Annotated in this window: 18 protein-coding genes and 1 pseudogene; 4 read left to right on the forward strand and 15 right to left on the reverse strand. The window is 66.5% G+C overall.

The genetic code is table 11. The annotated features are described in order from the left end of the window. Positions 1-8 precede the first annotated feature (8 nt). From ACZYZF_RS24385 to ACZYZF_RS24400, 4 genes are read right to left on the reverse strand one after another with little or no spacing between them, the layout of a single operon-like run. A complete protein-coding gene (locus ACZYZF_RS24385) occupies positions 9-1277 on the reverse strand; it encodes a class I SAM-dependent methyltransferase (RefSeq protein ID WP_463746013.1) in 1269 nt (422 codons plus the stop codon). Further along, entirely contained in the window at positions 1274-2020 is a 747-nt protein-coding gene (locus tag ACZYZF_RS24390; RefSeq protein ID WP_463746014.1) for a DUF1365 domain-containing protein, read from the reverse strand. Before ACZYZF_RS24390 ends, ACZYZF_RS24385 begins: the two co-directional genes overlap by 4 nt. Continuing rightward, positions 2014-3315: an NAD(P)/FAD-dependent oxidoreductase gene (locus ACZYZF_RS24395; protein ID WP_463746015.1), complete on the reverse strand. Its 1302-nt coding sequence runs from the start codon at positions 3313-3315 to the stop codon at positions 2014-2016. The genes ACZYZF_RS24390 and ACZYZF_RS24395 overlap by 7 nt, the downstream gene beginning before the upstream one ends. A 42-nt stretch (positions 3316-3357) precedes the next feature. Continuing rightward, positions 3358-4173, reverse strand: coding sequence for an LLM class F420-dependent oxidoreductase (locus ACZYZF_RS24400; RefSeq protein ID WP_463746016.1), 816 nt, complete (start codon positions 4171-4173; stop codon positions 3358-3360). A gap of 62 nt (positions 4174-4235) precedes the next feature. On the opposite strand from ACZYZF_RS24400, the gene ACZYZF_RS24405 reads away from it, so the two are divergent. Then, positions 4236-5333 (forward strand): glutamate--cysteine ligase, encoded by a 1098-nt coding sequence (locus ACZYZF_RS24405; protein WP_463746017.1) that lies wholly within the window; start codon positions 4236-4238, stop codon positions 5331-5333. Between the two features lie 5 nt (positions 5334-5338). Here ACZYZF_RS24405 and ACZYZF_RS24410 read toward each other — a convergent pair. The 6 genes and pseudogenes from ACZYZF_RS24410 to ACZYZF_RS24435 form a co-directional block, all read right to left on the reverse strand. Next, positions 5339-5749: pseudogene (locus ACZYZF_RS24410) on the reverse strand (gamma-glutamylcyclotransferase family protein); the annotation flags it as partial. Further along, positions 5750-6976 carry an Nramp family divalent metal transporter gene (locus ACZYZF_RS24415; protein WP_463746018.1) on the reverse strand — a complete coding sequence of 409 codons (1227 nt, stop codon included), beginning with the start codon at positions 6974-6976 and terminating at the stop codon, positions 5750-5752. Between the two features lie 92 nt (positions 6977-7068). Next, positions 7069-7296 (reverse strand): hypothetical protein, encoded by a 228-nt coding sequence (locus ACZYZF_RS24420; protein WP_463746019.1) that lies wholly within the window; start codon positions 7294-7296, stop codon positions 7069-7071. 55 nt (positions 7297-7351) lie between these two features. Next, the gene (locus tag ACZYZF_RS24425; RefSeq protein WP_463746020.1) at positions 7352-7618 is read right to left on the reverse strand and encodes a hypothetical protein; all 267 of its coding nucleotides are present in this window, start codon (positions 7616-7618) and stop codon (positions 7352-7354) included. Positions 7619-7642: 24 nt separating this feature from the next. Continuing rightward, on the reverse strand, positions 7643-8719 hold the full coding sequence (locus ACZYZF_RS24430) for an NAD(P)H-dependent amine dehydrogenase family protein (protein ID WP_463746021.1): 1077 nt from the start codon (positions 8717-8719) through the stop codon (positions 7643-7645). 8 nt (positions 8720-8727) lie between these two features. Continuing rightward, positions 8728-9519, reverse strand: coding sequence for an SDR family oxidoreductase (locus tag ACZYZF_RS24435; protein ID WP_463746022.1), 792 nt, complete (start codon positions 9517-9519; stop codon positions 8728-8730). Positions 9520-10250: 731 nt separating this feature from the next. Between ACZYZF_RS24435 and ACZYZF_RS24440 the strand changes: the two genes are divergently transcribed. Together ACZYZF_RS24440 and ACZYZF_RS24445 are read left to right on the forward strand one after the other, a co-directional pair. Continuing rightward, a complete protein-coding gene (locus tag ACZYZF_RS24440; RefSeq protein WP_463746023.1) occupies positions 10251-10727 on the forward strand; it encodes a glucose-6-phosphate dehydrogenase in 477 nt (158 codons plus the stop codon). Positions 10728-10901: 174 nt separating this feature from the next. Beyond that, entirely contained in the window at positions 10902-11204 is a 303-nt protein-coding gene (locus ACZYZF_RS24445) for a hypothetical protein (RefSeq protein WP_463746024.1), read from the forward strand. A gap of 1 nt (position 11205) precedes the next feature. Here ACZYZF_RS24445 and ku read toward each other — a convergent pair whose 3' ends face one another. Then, the gene (gene ku / locus ACZYZF_RS24450) at positions 11206-12081 is read right to left on the reverse strand and encodes a non-homologous end joining protein Ku (protein WP_463746025.1); all 876 of its coding nucleotides are present in this window, start codon (positions 12079-12081) and stop codon (positions 11206-11208) included. Positions 12082-12141: 60 nt separating this feature from the next. After that, positions 12142-12777: a pyridoxamine 5'-phosphate oxidase family protein gene (locus tag ACZYZF_RS24455; RefSeq protein ID WP_463746026.1), complete on the reverse strand. Its 636-nt coding sequence runs from the start codon at positions 12775-12777 to the stop codon at positions 12142-12144. An 81-nt stretch (positions 12778-12858) separates the two neighbouring features. Between ACZYZF_RS24455 and pdxR the strand changes: the two genes are divergently transcribed. Further along, positions 12859-14286, forward strand: a complete 1428-nt coding sequence (gene pdxR, locus ACZYZF_RS24460) for a MocR-like pyridoxine biosynthesis transcription factor PdxR (protein WP_463837055.1) — start codon at positions 12859-12861, stop codon at positions 14284-14286. A 7-nt stretch (positions 14287-14293) separates the two neighbouring features. Here pdxR and ACZYZF_RS24465 read toward each other — a convergent pair whose 3' ends face one another. Genes ACZYZF_RS24465 through ACZYZF_RS24475 form a run of 3 tightly spaced genes read right to left on the reverse strand, consistent with a single transcriptional unit; the run spans position 14294 to position 16096 of the window. Beyond that, positions 14294-15241: a carbohydrate kinase family protein gene (locus ACZYZF_RS24465; RefSeq protein WP_463746028.1), complete on the reverse strand. Its 948-nt coding sequence runs from the start codon at positions 15239-15241 to the stop codon at positions 14294-14296. A 23-nt stretch (positions 15242-15264) separates the two neighbouring features. Continuing rightward, positions 15265-15924, reverse strand: coding sequence for a cutinase family protein (locus tag ACZYZF_RS24470; RefSeq protein WP_463746029.1), 660 nt, complete (start codon positions 15922-15924; stop codon positions 15265-15267). Positions 15925-15952: 28 nt separating this feature from the next. Continuing rightward, positions 15953-16096 carry a hypothetical protein gene (locus tag ACZYZF_RS24475; RefSeq protein ID WP_463746030.1) on the reverse strand — a complete coding sequence of 48 codons (144 nt, stop codon included), beginning with the start codon at positions 16094-16096 and terminating at the stop codon, positions 15953-15955. Positions 16097-16103 lie beyond the last annotated feature (7 nt).

The following is a 16103-nucleotide window of genomic DNA, read 5'->3' on the forward strand; positions in this document are numbered from 1 at the left end:
GAGCAGGTTCACCGGTGTCCTCCTGTCGGTGCGAAAGTCCACTGGTAGACGTCCAGATAGCCCGAGGCGAATCCGGCCTCCGAGTACGCCAGGTACAACTCCCACATGCGGGCGAAGACATCGTCGAAACCGAGCGCTGCCACTGCGTCGCGTCGCGAAACGAAACGCTCCCGCCACAATCGCAGGGTCTCCGCGTAGTGCGGCCGCAGCGACATCATGTCGACGGTACGCAGCCGGGTATGCCGCTCAGTGAGACCGATGATCGCCTCTGTCGACGGCAGCAGCCCGCCCGGAAAGATGTACTTCTGGATCCAAGTGTGGGTGTCGCGCGAGGCCAGCATGCGATCGTGCGGCATGGTGATCGCCTGAATGGACACTCGGCCTCCCGGCGTGACGAGCCGGTCCAGCGCTTGGAAATAGTTGGACCACAGACGGTATCCCACGGCTTCCACCATTTCGACCGACACGACCGCGTCGTAGCAGCCGTCGACATCGCGGTAGTCGAGCAGGTCGATACCGACCTGGTGCGACAAGCCGGCCGCCGCGACCCGTTGCCGCGCGAGCCGTTGTTGCTCGGCCGACAGGGTGATCGATCGGACCTGGGCGCCGCGCTCCGCGGCACGGATGCAGAGTTCACCCCAGCCGGTACCGATCTCGAGTACTCGGCTGCCCGGCCCCACAGCGGTCGCGTCGAGCAGTCGGTCGATCTTCCGGCGTTGGGCGTCGGCCAGCCCGGCCGCCGTTCCCGGCAGCTGCGCGAACAGCGCACTCGAGTACGTCATCGTCTCATCGAGAAACTCCGCGAACAGCTCGTTCGACAGGTCGTAGTGGGCCGCGATGTTGCGTCGGGACTGGGCAGGGTCATTGTCCGCGGAACGCGGGGATCGTGGCAGCGTCACGGTCCGGAACCGTTGCAGGGCAGCAGGAACCAGATCGCCCAACGATCTGCCGAACTCGGTGAGCAACCCGACGAGATCGGTGGAATTCCATTCGCCTGCCATATACGACTCACCGAACCCGATCAAGCCGTGGCAGCCGATCCGCCGGGCCAGTGCCTCCGGCCGTTCGATGACCATGGTGGGCAAGGTCGGATCGGCCGCCCCGATCACGGCTCCGTCGGGCAACGCCATCCGGATCGGCAACCTCGCCGCGGCCCGTCTCAGTAACCGCTCGGCTACGGCCCCGGTGATGACGGCCACCGGTCCGCCGGGCGGACGTGCCACGTCGGGCCACCGGGCCGAATCGATGACGGAATGGGTCTCGGTCCCGATGCTCACAGCAGACTTCCTTGGTGGTCGGTGGGAGTTTCGGCCGATTCGTTGGGAAGGCGCGGTACCACCGGAACCCGGCGCAGCCACAACTTGATCCCCTCCATCCGGATGGCGAGGGCTCCGGCCAGCGGAGCCAGCGGCGCGGTCAGTTGCAGGCGAAGGATCTCCCACGTGTTCGCCGGTCTGCGTTCACCGCGCATGGAAGCGACGAAGGGCGGATGTCCTTGACGGTGAAGGGAAATGGTCACGGCTAGGCATTCGTCCGGTTCTGGTGCCCACACCCTGTAGTGCCCGTCGACGGCATTGAACGGTGAGACGTACATGCGCTTTGGCACGCGCGCGGGCTCCCCGGCGGGCAGCAGGTAGGCATGCCGCTGGCCGTAGGTGTTGTGGACCTCGGCGACCACGAAACGTAGGTCACCGGTGGCGTCGTGGCACCAGTACAGACTCAGTGGATTGAACACATATCCCAGCACCCTAGCCTGCAGCAGAGCAGTGACCCTGCCGCCGCCGAGATCCACGTCGTGCGAAAACAGAAATGCGTCGACACGTTGGCGCAGTGAGTCTTTCGGACCGCCTGCGAAATGGTCGTCGACGTCGAATCGGGCGAACGATCCGAGCCAGCGAGGTAAGCGCGGCATTCGATCGAGATCGACGTACCAGCTGTATCCGCGGTAGCTGAAGCGATGATGCACAGGGGCGCGGCGGATGTGGGCGATCCTGGTGCGGTACAGCGTGGGGGTCAGCATGCCAGCGGTTCCGCAACCGTGCCGTCGGCCCATCGGGCCCCTAGCCGCTCCGCGGCGCGCAATCCCGATGCGGCGCCGTCCTCATGGAATCCCCAGCCGTGGTAGGCCCCCGCGAAGACGACCCTATCGTCGTTGAGATGTGGCAGGAGTTGTTGTGCGGCCACCGATTCGGTGGTGTAGGCCGGATGGGCATAGACCATCTCGGCCAACACCTTCGACGGGTCCACTTGATGGGCCCCACCCAGGGTCACCAGGTAGCGCCGGCTGCCACTCAACCTCATCAGTCTGGTGATGTCGTATGTGACGGTGACGGCGCGATCAACGGGGTCGATCAGATAGTTCCAGGAAGCGCGCGCTCTCGGCAGACGTGGCAGTACCGACTCGTCCGTGTGCAACTGAGCCTGATTGAGGCTGTAGGGGATGGCCCCGAGGATGCGCCGTTCCGCCTCGCTCGGGTGGTCCAGCATCAGCAGCGCCTGGTTGGGATGAGTGGCGATGACAGCGGCATCGAACCGCCGGGGCGGCTGTCCGCCGACGGTGACCAGAACTCCATCGGCACACCGGCGCACGGATCGCACGCGCGCGTCGGTCACCGCCTCGGGCAGTCGAGCCACGATGGCGTCGACGTAGTTGGCTGACCCGCCGACCACGGTGCGCCACGCCGGCGAGCCGAAGACCGACAGCATGCCATGGTGTTGCAGGAAGACGAACAAGTAGCGCGCCGGGTAGCGCAGTGCTTCACCTGGTGGACATGACCACACCGCGGCTACCAGCGGGGTCATGAATCGGTCGATGAAATACCGGGAGAACCCGTGCCGGTGCAGAAACTCGTCGAGCGTTTCCTCGTGCCCGGGTGCCGCGCGCCGCAGCAATTGCGTCGCCAGGCGGTGAAACCGGCCGATCTCGCCCAGCATCAACAGATATCGCGGCCGGCCCATGTTGGACCAGGTGGGGAACAATCCACCCAGGCCGCGAGCGCCGGCGTACTCCAGACCTGTGCCGTCATCGCGTACGGACATCGACATATCTGTGTCCTGCGTGCGGATCCCGAGTTCGTCGAACAACCGGCACAGGGTCGGATATGTGCGGTCATTGTGCACGAGGAACGCCGTATCGAGCGCGACGATGCGTCCCTCTTCGACGATGTGCTGGGTATGGGCATGTCCGCCGAAGCGGGTGTCGGCTTCCAGCAGCGTGACACGGTCACGTGCCGACAGGGCATACGCCGCGGTCAGGCCGGCGACACCGCTGCCTATCACCGCAACGGCACGCCCGCCAGGATGAATGTGTTCCACACCCGGTATTCGGAGCCGGACCCGCCCCGGATGGGATGAGCTCTAGCGGAGTTCGGCGATCACCTTCCCGAAGGCCTCGGCATGGGCGATCTGGACGATGACGTAGGTGATGCCGTACTTCTCGCGCAGACCGCGAATGTGGTCGGCCATGGCGCTGACCGAGCCGGACAGCACGCCGGGATGGCGCAGAAGCTCTTCGTCGCTGAGCCCCGGCAGGAAATGACGGGGGACATTGAGGATGGGCATCTCACTGCCGGGGGCGGGCATCGCGGTGACCGCGATGTTGAGTTCAAGCTGGTCGAACCGGTCACCGGCGGCGTTGCGCAGGAAGGAAATTCGGTCGGCCAATGGATCTCCGTCGACGTGATCGCCGCCGGTGAGTCCGATGATATCGGCGGTCTGGGCGGCCACTGTCAGCAGCCGGTCGCCGTTGCCCGCGATGAGGATCGGAATGTCGGGTGCGTGTTCTTTGAGGTATTCGGTGGTGTGGCGCAGGTAGTCGATGCGCTCGCGTGCGGTCGGGAACGGCAGTTCGGCGGCCTCGAACTCCTCGCGCACGTAGCCGGCACCGAGCCCTAGATCGAATCGGCCTCCGGAGAGATCCCGCAGGGCGGTGGCGTCGCGCGCCAGCAGCGCCGGTTTGTAGAAGGCGGCATTGAGCACGAACGTCCCGACGCGCAGCGTGCTGGTCGCCGCGGCGATCGCGGTCAGCGTCGGGAACGGCGCGGGGGCACCGAGATGGTCGGGAACGTTGAGTACGTCGAAGCCGAGGTCTTCGGCACGCCGGGCCTCGTCGGCGATCTGCGACTGGGATTCGGCAACACGCAGGCTGACGCCAAAGCGGAAATCGTTGGGCATCACCCGATCTTAGGCACGGCGGGTGCATGTTTGGCGGCGTCTGCGGCGGGCAATTCTGAGCCGTGACGAGTCACCCGACGGTGGGCGTGGAGGAAGAATTCCTGCTCATCGACCCACAGCGCGGCGAACCGATCGCCCGCAACAAACAGGTCGCCGCCGCTGCCGCCGAGCACGGGGTAGACCTGCAACTGGAGCTGACCAGCTGCCAGGTCGAAACGACCACGGATGTGATGGACACCAGCACCGCGTTGCGCTGCGAACTGACCCGGTTGCGCCGGATTGCCGCCCAGGCCGCCGCGGCCGACGGGGCGCAGCTGCTGGCCGTCGGCCTGCCACCGACCGTGCCGCACAAATTCCCGGTGACACCGACCGCGCGATACCGCAGGATTGCACACAAATTCGGCATGATCGCCCACGAGCAGGGCATCTGTGGCTGCCATGTCCATGTCGCGGTACCGGACCGGGACGCCGCGATTCACGTCAGCAACTGGTTGCGGCCGTGGCTGCATGCGCTGTTGGCGCTGACCGCCAACTCGGCGATCTACCGCAACACCGACAGCGGCTATGCCAGCTTCCGTAGCGTGCTGTGGTCGCGATGGCCGAGTTCGGGACCTCCGCCACATTTTGACTCAGTGGCCCAGTACGACGCTGCCGTGGCCATGCTGGAGCAGGCCGGTGCTGCACTCGACGACGGCATGATCTATTGGGATGTCCGGCCGTCGGCGAGCTTCCCGACCGTGGAGGTCCGGGTGTGCGATGTGCCGGCGACGGTGGCCGAGACGGTGTTGCTCGCCACGCTGATTCGTGCCGGGGTGATGACGGCGCTGCGCGCGTATGACGAAGGCGAATCGATGGAGCGCTTCGCGGATTACCAAATCCGGGCAGCTCATTGGAAGGCCGCACACGACGGTCTGCAGGGCGACGGTATCGATCTGCTGGGGGAGCAGTCGACGATCCCGGTGGTGGACCTGCTCGGTCGCTTCGTCGAGACTGTGCGGCCGGCCTTGGTGGCGCTGGACGACTACGAGATGGTGCGAGCCGAGCTCGCTCGCGTCGTAGCCGAGGGCAACGGCGCGATCCGGCAGCGTCGGGCCTGGCGACGCCGGGGTGAAATCGCAGATGTGATAAGCGAATTGGCGTCTGCTGTGACCAGCGACTAACTCGCCCAGCGACGCAGAAACTCGATCCAGACGTTCGGCAGGTCGTGATGCGTCGCGCCGTCCAGGATGCGTTCCAGATAGCCGGGGCGCGGTGGCCCGGGCTCGATGCGGTGATCGATGTAGACCCAGGCCGGCTCGGGCCCGCCTGCGGTGTGCACGGTCAATCGGTCCCGGCGGTAGCGCACCGGCACGCCCTCCGCACTGTCGAGCGCGGCCAGGTCGTGGTCGGTGACCTGCCACAGCACGCCGTGCACCTGCGATGCGCCCACCGGTTCGATGGTGGCCACGCCGCGCTGGTTGATCAGCCAGCCGTGGTCGTCCAGCCGGGCCGGCCGGGGATCGATCGCGCCCGGACAGCGCCGGGCCATCTGTGCCACGCACAGATTGGAGCCGTAGGCGAAGTACGGGTGAAGCATTCAGCCCGTGACGGTCAGATAGATCAGCACCACGTTGAGCACACTAATCAATCCGGCCACACCCCAGCCGAGCGTCGTGGTGAGACGGTGGTTGACGTCGTCGCCCATCAGGGTTGCGTTGCTGGTCAACCGCACCAGCGGGATCAGCGCCAGGGGAATGCCGAAAGAGAGCACGACCTGCGAGAGGACCAGGGCCCGGCTGGGGTCGACGCCGATCGCCAGGATGGCCAGGGCCGGGATCAGGGTGACCACCCGGCGCAACAGCAGGGGGTAGGAGCGGCGCAGCAGCCCCTGCATGATCATCGCGCCCGCATACGCACCGACCGACGTGGACGCCAGCCCCGACGCCAGCAGTCCGATGGCGAACAGCAGCGCCACCGTCGGGCCCAGGGTGTCGCGGACCGCGGCGTGGGCGCCCTCGATGGAGTCGGTGTTGTCGCGTCCCTGCAGGTTGGTGGCGGCGACCAGCAGCATGGCCAGGTTCACCGCGCCGGCGACCAGCATGGCCAGCCCGACGTCGTAGCGGGTGACCCGCAGCAGGCGCCGCCGCGGGGCGCCCGGTTCGGGGTGGCCGTGACGGTCGCGGGCCAGGCCGGAGTGCAGGTAGACCGCATGCGGCATCACCGTCGCGCCGAGCATCGCGGTGGCCAACAGCAGGCTTTCGGTGCCCTGGAACCGGGGGATGAGCCCGGCCGCGACCTCGGCCGCCGGGGGAGCCTCGACGAACAGGCTGGTGAGAAAGCCGATCGCGATGATCATCAGCAGTCCGGTGATCACCCGCTCGAATACCCGCTGGCCGCGGTGATTCTGCAGGCTCAACAGAAGAAGTGAAACCACCCCGGTGATGACTCCGCCCAGCAGCAGCGGCAGGTCGAAGAGCAGGTACAGGGCGATGGCGCCACCCACCACCTCGGCGAGATCGGTTGCGACGGCGACCAGTTCGGCCTGTATCCAGTAAGCGATGCGGGTCGGCGTGCGGGTGTGATCGGCAATCACCTCGGGTAGCGAGCGGCCCGTGACCAGGCCGAGTTTGGCCGAGAGGTACTGCACCAGCCCGGCCATCACGTTGGCCACCACGATCACCCAGACCAGGAGGTAGCCGAACTGTGCTCCCGCACTGACGTTGGCGGCGACGTTGCCCGGATCGACGTAGGCAATCGCGGCGACGAATGCCGGGCCGAGCAGCATCCAGCTCGGCGTCGTGCGCGCCTTGGTGTCCTCCAACAACTGCCCAGCTCCCTATCCGGGTCTGCGAATAGAAAAGTTAGGGTAGCCGAAACCTCTCGGCGAAGCCAATGTCGGGGGTGGTCAAAGGGGTGTCACCGACCGACGGAGATGCCGCCGAAGCCGAATACCCCGCCGTACCAGGGGCCGTAATTCATGGCCGGCGGAGAGGTCACGATCGCAGTGCTGCCATTGGTCTGGCATTGCGTGGTATTGAGCGAGGTGGTGGTGCATTTCGGTGCTGCTGCGCCGGCCGGGGCGGTGAGAATCGCCAAATACGGCACCACCAGCAACGCGGCCACGTACCGAACGATGTTGCTCATGACCTACTCCGATCGATGGAGCAAGTCTACGTCGCAACGGTGCTGTCAGCGCTGGTCAGAGAACGAAAAAATCGTCGTCCCACGGGAACATCCCATAGCCGGGCTGTGGCGGGGTCGAGTCGATCTGCACGTTGCCTTCGGTCGCGCATTCGGTGGTCTGGCCACCCTCGACCGAGCTGCCGCCAGTCACCTCGCACTGGGGCAGCAGGCGAGGTTCGCTGGGGGCGCTGGGTTCGGCCGAGGCCAGCGGCGCCAGGGCGATCGCCGCGGAAGCGCCGCCCACCATGAGGCAACCGGTGAGCGTAGTCAGGCGAAACTTCATCGCGGCGATCCTTCCAAGCAGGGTTTACCCGGGAGCGTACAGACCCTTACCCGTGATCAGGGGCAGATCGAGAGTGGTGCGGATACCCGGTTCGGCGTCGACCACGGCCGGGATCGCGTTGACCACCCGCGCCGCCGTGGCGACCAGACCCGCGTGGTTGTGGTCACCGTTCGGGCTGCTCAGACACAAGTCCAGGGTGTACGACGGTTCACCGGTCACCACGACCCGGTACGAGCCGCCTTCCTGCGCGGGCTGCGGCCACTCGGGGCACAAATCATCGCGCAGCCGCGTCACGTGCTCCAGCACCACGGCAGCCTTGCCATCGCGCATGCCGCGCACCTCGAAACGCAGTGCGGCCGTGGTGCCCACCGGGATGTGCCCGGCGGCGATATCGAAGTCCTCGGGCGCCGGTACCCGGGTGTGTTCCTCGGTCACCTCATCGAGTTCGATGCCGAGCCCGGCGGCCAGCTGCCGCACCACCGAACCCCAGGCCAGACTCAGCACACCGGGTTGCAACAGCATCGGGGTTTCGTCGATCGGCTTGCCGAAGCCCATCACGTCGAACATCACGGCCGCGCTGTCATAGGTGGCGTAGTCGACGATCTCCATGCATCGGATCTGTTCGATCTGCTGGCAGGTGCCCGCAAGGGCAAGGGGCAGAAGATCGTTGGCGAAACCGGGGTCGATGCCATTGACAAAGATGCTGGCTCCGCCCGCCTCGGCGGCACTGGCAATGGGCTCGATCAACTCGGCCGGCAGCACCTCCCACGGGTACTGCAGAAACACCGCGGAGCTGGCCACCACGTTGACCCCGGCCGCCAGGATGCGCCGGTAGTCCTCCAGGGCCTCGGGCAGCCGGTTGTCGGCAAGAGCGGTGTAGGCCACGCAGTCCGGCTTGTCGGCCAGGATCGCGTCGAGATCGTCGGTGGCCAGGATCCCTGTCGAAACGTCAAGGCCGGCAAGCTCTCCGGCATCCTTCCCGGCTTTGGCTGACGAAGACACCCACACGCCGGTGAGTTCGTAGTCCGGATTGGTGACAAGTTGCTTGAGCGCATGCTTGCCGACGTTTCCGGTACCGATCGCCGCAACGCGAATGGCCATTCTTCTCCTCAGAGGTCAGGGATGGGCAGGTCGAGATTTGGCATGTTGAGGCCTCCGTCGACCTCGAGCACCTTGCCGGTCAGGTAGCTGCCCGCAGGTGAGGACAGGTACACCGCGGCGGCCGCGATGTCGGCCGGATCGCCGAGTCGGCGCAGCGGGGTGGCCTTCTCCATCGGATCGCGCAGCGCGTCATTGGAGGCCACGATGTCGAGGGCTGAGGTCAGGATCGAGCCGGGTGCGATCGCGTTGACCCGGATGCGTGGGCACAGGTCCAGCGCAGACAGCCGCGTGTAGTGCGCGAGTGCAGCCTTCGCCGTGCCGTAGGCGGCGAACCCGCGCCCGGCCAGACGCCCCACCGTGGAGGTGATGTTGATGATGCTGCCGCCGCCGGAGTGTTCGAGCATCAGCGGCACCGCTGCACAGGTCAGCGCGTGCGCGGTCGACACATTGAAGGTGAAGGCATCGCGCAGATCCTTGGTGGAGGTGTTCAACAAAGGGGCCGGCATGGTGCCGCCGACGTTGTTGACGACGATGTCTAGTTTCCCGAACGCCTCCACGGCGGTGGCCGCGAGCTCGGCGGTGGCCTCGGGGTGGGCGAGGTCGGCGACGACGACGTGGGCCCGCCGCCCGGTGGCGGCGACCTGCTCGGCAACCTCGTCGAGTTGGGCCTGGGTACGGGCCGCGATGACCACGTCCGCACCGGCTTCCGCGAATGCCAGGGCGGTGGCTGCGCCCAATCCACGGCCGGCTCCGGTGACGATCGCAACCTTGTCATCCAGTCGGAATCTGTCCAGAATCACGTGCACTCCGTTCGCTTGCTCGGCGCCACGCTAGCAGGGTGAGACGGCGGCCGTGGGGTGTTTCTGAAACACGTTCTAGTTCGTTCTGCGGTGCCCTGCGCAGGTCGTGGGCGACATGTACTTCACCGACGGCAACACCCGCTAGGGCTTTCAGAACGGCTCCGGTCGTTCCCGCCCGCCCGGGACCGCAAATTCTGTGCTCAGTCAATATTCTCGTTTGCAGGGAAATGGAGAAAAGAAGCGTTGTTCCTATCCCCGGTCATCTTTTTCAGACATAGCATCAGATAATCGAAAGGATTCGGTGAAATGCGAATACGTCAGATCTACCTCACAGCGATGCTCGCGGCGGTTCCCGCCGCTGTGGCGGCGACTCTAGCTGCCACTCCAATGGCCAGTTCGGCGAATGTCCAGCTCAGCGCGCATCCCGCCGTTCAGAATGTTCCCCTTGATCCGCGGTGCGACCTCGACCTCCAAGGCAACTGCAACGTGCCCGGCATCCCGGGCAACATTAACGTCAACCCGCCGAACATCAATGTGAATCCGCCGAATGTCAATTTGCCGGGTCCCCGGCGATAAGAGGCGCTGAAAACAAGTAGGGGCTATCCGAATCTCCGGAACCCCGGCGCATTTATGGTCTGGTCGCTGCCGTGTGTCGTCCGGCGACTCAAAGCCCCCCGCGGCGGCGTCGTCAGGCGCACAATTGAGGGGTCAGTCCAAGGTGGGGAGCGGCGATGACCCAGCAGCGATACGACTTCTTCGGCGATGTTTTCGCGCGGTACTTCAAACCCGGGATCGATGAGTACCCCTCGACGGCCGGTGCGCTCGTCCACAGCCTTCTCGCCTGCACCGACGACCTGCAGGACCGGTTGGCTCAGGCCCGGCTGGCTGCAGAGGCGTGGGGCGAGGAGGAGTTGGGTCACCCCGGCCATGTGCATCCCGCGTCGGAACTGTTCGTCATCACGCAGTGCGGCCTGATGTACGGCGCCCGTTTCGCCGACGCCCGTCACGGCCTCTATTACCTCGCCACCCCACGTGCGATGTTCGATGCGTTCGTCGACCAGATCGAGTGCACCCCGCTGAGTCCGGGCGCAGTGGTCGCGGTCGATCGCCGGTGCAGCCACGATCTCGAATCCGCCCATCCCATGGATGCGGCACTGCGGCGGATCCTGGACGAACACGAGGCCTTGCGCGTCGATGTGAGTGTGTAGCGACGCTTCGGGCGGGGCGATGTTAACGCCATGTTTCGGCGGTGTTGGCTGCACATTAACCCGTATGGGTTCGGTATGAGTATGTCGGACAACGGAATTCGGCGACTTACGGTTTAGCCCACTTCACCGAAACCGAAGGGCGGGTTGAACCCAGTGGAACGGAACTTGAGAAGCGTGTGTGTTGCCGGTGCCGGGCTGTGTGCGCTGGGGACAGCGATGGCGGTGCCGGCCGCTGCCGCACCCACCGAGTCGACGGCGAGCCAAACCATCAGTGACCTCCAAAGTCAGGGCTACCGGGTGATCTTGAGCAAGGTCGGCACCAAAGCCATCGACGACTGCACGGTGAGTGCCGTCCGTCAAGGGCGCTCTGTCACCGGCCCGCAGGTACCGGCCGGAGCGGCGAGCATCACGTCGTTCAACCCGGGGCAGAATCTGCAGTACACGACGGTGTACGTGGATCTTGATTGTCGACGTTGAGCTATTTCTTGGCGGCAGCCTTCTTGGCCGCTTTCTTGGCAGGCGCCTTTTTCGCCGGGGCTTTCTTGGCCGGCTCTTTCGCTGAGCTGCCACGGGCCTTCACGCTGGCTTCGAGCTTGGCCAGCAGATCGGACACATCCTCGGTCTCGTCGAGCTCGGTGGGTTGCTCTTCGACCGAGAAAGCCTCTCCACCTTCGAGTTTGGCCTGGACAAGCTCGTGCAGTTGTTCCTGATAGTCGTCGCGGAACTGGTCCGGCTTGAAGTCGTCGGTCATCGACTCCACGACCTGCCCGGCCATCTTCAACTCGGCCGGCTTGATCTCGACTTCCTTGTCCAGCACCGGGAAGTCGGGATCGCGGATCTCGTCGGGCCACAGCAAGGTGTGGATCATCATCACGTTCCGCTTGCTGAAGTCCTTCACCCGCAACGCGGCCAGCCGTGTCTTGTTGCGCAACGAGAAGTGCACGATGGCCACGCGTTCGGACTCGGCAAGGGTCTTGGCCAACAGCACATAGGACTTGGACGACTTGGAGTCGGGCTCCAAGAAATAGCTCTTGTCGTACATCAACGGGTCGAGTTGGTCGGCCGGAATGAACTCGACAACTTCGATTTCGCGGCTGCGTTCTTCGGGCAGCGTGGCGATGTCCTCGTCGGTGATCACCACCATCTGCCCGTCATCCGACTCGAACGCCTTGTTGATGTCTCGGAACTCGACGACCTCGCCGCACACTTCGCAGACCCGCTTGTAGCGGATGCGCCCGTTGTCCTTGGCATGGACCTGGTGGAACTTGATGTCGTGGTCCTCGGTGGCGCTGTAGACCTTGACCGGCACGTTCACCAGGCCGAAGGCGATCGAACCCTTCCAGATGGATCGCATTTGCCCAGTATGGCTTGATATCGGCGCAGGTGCGAAGAACCTCGTGCGCGCGGCGCCCGATCAGGTGCCCTTGACCAGGCGGTACACCGATTCGGGCGGGTCGATCTCGGTGTCCACCCAAGGCGCCGGAATCGGATCGCCGGCCACCGTGCGTAGCGGCACCACGCCGGCCCAGCCGCCGAAGTCGGTCTGCGCCTCGGGGCGCCCTGGCGGTGCGTCGCGGACTTTGACGGTCCAGCACTCGGGCTCGATCGGGAGGGCGACCGCCAGTGTGGCGGCGAGTTCCTTCTTCGTGCTGGAGCGCACCTCGCTGCTGCGGCCGGGGATCAGCGAATCGCTCATCAGGTCCAGTGCGTACGCCGCATCGCGTGGGTCGATGGCGGTCAGGTTTCCTCGCACCACGGCGGACCGGTAGTTGGCGGTTGAGTCGAAAAGCGTTTCCGCCACCACGATTCCGTCGAGCAGCGTCACGCAGAACGCGGCGGGCGCCCCGGCCGCGGCATGTCGCAGTGCGCCGGCTCCCGTCGAGCCGTGCAGTACAACCCGGTCGCCGTCGCGGGCATAGAGCATCGGCACGACCCACGGGAGTCCGTCCACCACCGTCGCGAGGGTGCCCACCGCGGCGGCATCGAGCACCGAGTCGAGGGCGGCCCGGTCGGTGCGGGCCAGGTGATGTTCTCTTCTGATCTGCTTCACGGGTCAGATTCTGCGGACATTCCGGCCTGCTCAGAAGGTCCAGAATAAGTGGATATGTACAGACCACTAACGTGAGACGGCATGGCCCGCCATGCACCCGACCTGCACTTGGACTTGCAGCTCCCCGCCGGCCCGGCGCCGCTGCGGCAGCGCATCGCTACGGCCGTCATCGAGCAGATCCGGCTGGGCCGGCTCGGTCCTGGCGACGCGCTGCCGTCGACCCGCAGCCTGGCTGCGGAACTCGCCGTCGCCCGCTCATCGGTCGTCGACGCGTACGACGAGCTCGCCGCCGCCGGCTACACCACCGCGCTGCCCGGATCGGGCACGAGGATCGCCGCCGGGGCCGACGCCGCGGCCCTCGCCGGCGCGGCCTCACACGTGACCGCGAGTGGCGTCACGCCTGTGGCGCGCCGTGCCCCGGGTGACCAGCCGCCGGCTTGGGACCTCATGCCTGGACACCCTGATCCGGGCCTGATCTCGACGACGGACTGGCGCCGCGCCTGGAGAGGGGCCGCCGCTGCCCCGATATCCTCCGCGGCTGCGGGGCCGGACGGGCACTCCGAACTCCGCGGCGCCCTGGCCGGGCATCTGCGTCGGACCCGGGGAATCGTCGCCGATCCGAGCGAGCTGATCATCGTGCCCGGCGTGGCCTCCGCGTTGCGCACCATCACCCAGGCGGCCGGGCTGGCCGGGCGCGACATCGCCTTCGAGGAACCGGGCTACGCCGAGGCGCGGGAGGTGTTCGAGATGTCCGGCGCCCGAACGCGTGCCGTGCCGGTAGACGGTGACGGCCTCGATCCTGGCTCGCTGCGCAATTCCGATGCGGCCGTGTATTGCACTCCGGCACATCAGTATCCGCTCGGGGCACGGCTGCCGGTATCGCGACGTGCCCAGCTCGTACAGTGGGCCGCCCGGGCCGGCAGCTTGCTGATCGAGGACGACTACGACGGCGAGTTTCGCTACGACGTGTCTGCGTTGCCCGCGCTGCGCGGCATCGCCGGCGGGCGCGACTACGTGGCCTACATCGGGACGGCGTCGAAAATCCTCACGCCCACGCTGCGGGTCGCCTGGATGCTACCGCCGCCGAGGCTCCGGGATGCCGTCGCCGACGTGCTGGAACGCAGCGGTGAATCCGTATGTGGGGTCACCACTCTCGCGTTGGCCCGGTTCATCGAGTCGGGTGCGCTGACCCGTCACCTCGCCAGGGCGGGACGCACCTACTCGGCGCGGCGGGCGGCGCTCGTCAGTGCGCTTGGACGACGAAGCGCGGGCACTCGGCTGGAGGGCGTCGAGGCGGGTCTGCACGTGGTGGTGCGGCTGCCCGACGGGACCGACGACCTCGCGGTAGCTGCGACGCTCCGTGGCCGGGGTGTCACCGTATCGCCGCTGTCAGGGTTCTTCTCGGGCGCTGCCACAGCCCGGGGCCTGGTGTGCGGATACGCGCGTCTGCCCGAGACTCGGACCGATGCCGTGGCCGGGCTCATCGCGGACGCGATCCGTCAACCGTGACCGCCGCTCAGGACTGCGCGGCAGCGTCTCGTGCCGCACGATCCGGCAGGTCGGCGCCGGGGCGAGCCACCGTCAACGCCGCGGACAGCACAGCGGACCTCAGGACACCTTCGAGCGTCTCAGTGCCGATCCGGGACAGGTCGCGGCGGTGGTCGGCGCCGAGCAGGCCCAATGACCACACCGCGTCGAGCAGGCCCGTCATGAAAGCGTCGCCGGCCCCGACGGTGTCCACCACCTCGACCGACCGGGCCGGGACCGACACCGAACCGGCCCGGCACACGGCGAACGCACCACGCTCACCCGACGTCACCGCGACGATGGACGGGCCGACCTCCAGCCACGCCCGCGCGATCTGCTCGGGGGAGTGCCGGGGGTCCAGCCAGCGCAGGTCCTCCTCGGACGTCTTCACGATGTCGGCGCGTTCGACAAGTCGGTCGATGCGTCCGCGTGCGATGTCGTCGTCCCGGATCACGTCCGGGCGGACATTCGGGTCGAAGGTGAGGGTCGCCGACATCCGGTAGGCATCGAGCAGTGCGGCGGTTGCGCGGCACCCTGGCTCCAGCACGGTCGCGATCGAACCGGTGTGCACCAGCAGCGGGGTCGCCACCTCGGGAGTGCCGGTCAGCTGCCAATCGATGTCGAATTGGTAGTGAGCCGATCCTGTGTCGGTCAGCGTGGCTAGTGCGGTGGGTGTCCGGCTGGCGCTGGTGCTGCCTGAAACCAGTTGCACCCCAGATCTTTCCACGTAATCGACGATGCGCTTGCCGCGGTCGTCATCGGCGATGTGGGTGAGAAAGTCGACGTCACGGCCCAGCCGGCCGAGACCGACGGCGACGTTGAGGGGGCTGCCGCCGACGTATTCCGTGCGGTCACCCCGCGCTGTACCGGATGCTCGCTCGTGGCCTCGCTCGACGATGTCGATCAAGGCCTCGCCGATCACCAGGGCCCGGCTCATGGCTCCATGGTAGGTCGCTTGGGCTAGAGCCGTCCGGCGATGAACCCAGCCGCCTGATCGGGATATGGCGGGAGCTCATACGCGCTGTGCGCCGCGCGGGTGCGACCACCCTCGACACAGATCGGATCACCGGCGCTGCACAGGTCGATGGCCCGCCCGGCGAACAGACCGGTGCTCGACAGCGGCGTGCCGAACCGGTTGCCGGGGTTGCCGAACACCGCGACAGCAGAGACCCGGTCGGCGCTGTAGGGCGGCAATGCGGGAGCCGAGCCGATCGTGCCGATCCGGTCGCCGATCGGGGGCACGCCCGCCAGCATCGAAACTGCCGCTGCACCTTGTGAGAATCCACCGAGCACCACTTCGGTACCCGGGCATTGATCAGCCAGCCAGGCGATGTGTCCGGCCGCGTCATTCGCGCCGACTGCGGTGGTCAGGAAGTTGAGCCCGGCCGGATAGTTCACCGCGTACACGCCCAGGCTGCGTGGCGCGATCCTCGGCCCGAGTTGGTCGACGAGCGCCTGGCCCACCCGCCCGATCCCGGGCGCCTCGCCGGTGCCGCGCGCGAAGACCACCTCGACGTCCGAGCACTGGTCGGCCGATGCCGCGGGTGCCGGGCTGATGAGAACGGCCGTCGCAATCGATACAGCGATGGCCGACCGGAGGACTGCGGTGTTCAGCGACATCAGCCCATGTTCACATTTTGACGGCACATCAGCTTGGTTCATCGCCGAACTGCTTCGAGACGCTGTCGCACAGCTTCCAGGTCCCATCCTCTTTGAGGAAGTACAGCGCCCCCTGCAGCGGTGGATCGGACCGGGTGAGCTCGGCCTGCGCGACGTCCCCACGAACCGTCACGTCGATT

It is taken from the genome of Mycobacterium sp. IDUB_24 (assembly GCF_055419385.1).